At 33.5% G+C, this 1,219-nt stretch carries 2 protein-coding genes; both read left to right on the top strand.

Annotated features, from left to right (window positions below):
- The first annotated feature begins 171 nt into the window (after nucleotides 1-171).
- Nucleotides 172-447 (top strand): CRISPR-associated protein Cas2, encoded by a 276-nt coding sequence (locus AAG747_RS29170; RefSeq protein ID WP_346824797.1) that lies wholly within the window; start codon nucleotides 172-174, stop codon nucleotides 445-447.
- On the top strand, nucleotides 447-971 hold the full coding sequence (locus AAG747_RS29165) for a hypothetical protein (RefSeq protein WP_346824796.1): 525 nt from the start codon (nucleotides 447-449) through the stop codon (nucleotides 969-971). Before AAG747_RS29170 ends, AAG747_RS29165 begins: the two co-directional genes overlap by 1 nt.
- Nucleotides 972-1,219 lie beyond the last annotated feature (248 nt).

Here is a 1,219-nt window from a genome sequence, read left to right as displayed (position 1 = left end):
ACAAAAAATAAAACCCATGCTGGGCATAGTGGGACTGGAAGGCATTTGGTAACTTACGGTTTTCGTGTCCGGTGGACACGATTACTGGCTTTTAGGCCAGCACGTATTTTATCTAGGCGTTAGGCATTATTAAAAATAAAACACAGAGAAGAAGACAAATAAAATATTAAAATGAAAAATACTTACTGCATAAGTTATGATCTAATCGGACCTGACCAGGATTATGATGGGTTGCATGAAGCTATCAAGAGTTATGGATATTGGTGGCATCATTTAGACTCAACTTGGTTCATAAAGTCTGACAAAAAAGCATCTGAAATATTAAAGCACTTATCCGAATTCATCGATGATGATGATAAAATAATTGTTTTTTCAGTTGGTAATAGTTGGTGGAGCAAAGGATTTACTAAGCGTGGTCTTGATTGGTTACATAAAAATTTTAAGTGATGAATGGAGAAGAAATAATGAACACTATGGATATCGTAGCTTTTATAGCTTCATTGACATCAATAATTTTGGCCATTCTTGCTATAATACTTTCAATTGTTTTTTATAAATGGAGTGATAATTCGAATAAGGACATTCAAAAAGTTGCACAAGCTATTGATGGAAATACAAAGAAAATTGAAAACCTCTTTGATAAATTATATACAGATACTTTTGGATTAATGAAAAGTAATGTGGAAGCTATGCAGAATAGATTCTACAATGTTCCCTCATCTGGTGACTCAAGCCTAGACAGGAAAGAATACTTAGAAGAGATAATTTTTTCGATTCTTCAGAAAAACAAGAAAGAATCGCGGGACAAGTTGGTTAATATTATTTTGTCAACACAAAAAGAAAAAGAATACAAAGAATCTGAAATATTAGCTGCATTAGAAAGTCTGGAGCAGAGAGATAAATTGTCAAAAACACAAAATGATTACATCTTAAAATCATATACTTCGAATGAAGGGGGAAGCGAAGAATAACAATGCCTAACAATGGCTAAGAAAACATAGGGCAGATAAGGCTTTCCGAACGATTTCATCACTTACCAAACTTCGGTTTCGGTGGACAGTGAATCGCTTCGAAAGCCCTACGTTTCTTAGCAGAGACCGTTAGTAGTAATTAAAATCCTATAGATTGATTTCTGAAAACTTAAAAGCAACTATTGAGGAAAAACTCAGAAACTATTATTTACCATTTGCCAAGGTTTTTGGAGTATCATTTGGTTTTT

This window comes from Rapidithrix thailandica, assembly GCF_039710355.1.
Lineage (GTDB): Bacteria > Bacteroidota > Bacteroidia > Cytophagales > Flammeovirgaceae > Rapidithrix > Rapidithrix thailandica.
This window is presented reverse-complemented; position numbering and strand designations above follow the sequence as displayed.

What these genes read in the sequence shown, in the direction of transcription:
- AAG747_RS29170 (WP_346824797.1), top strand. Translation starts at nt 172, where the DNA reads ATGAAAAATACTTACTGCATAAGTTATGATCTAATCGGACCTGACCAG.
- AAG747_RS29165 (WP_346824796.1), top strand. Translation starts at nt 447, where the DNA reads ATGAATGGAGAAGAAATAATGAACACTATGGATATCGTAGCTTTTATA.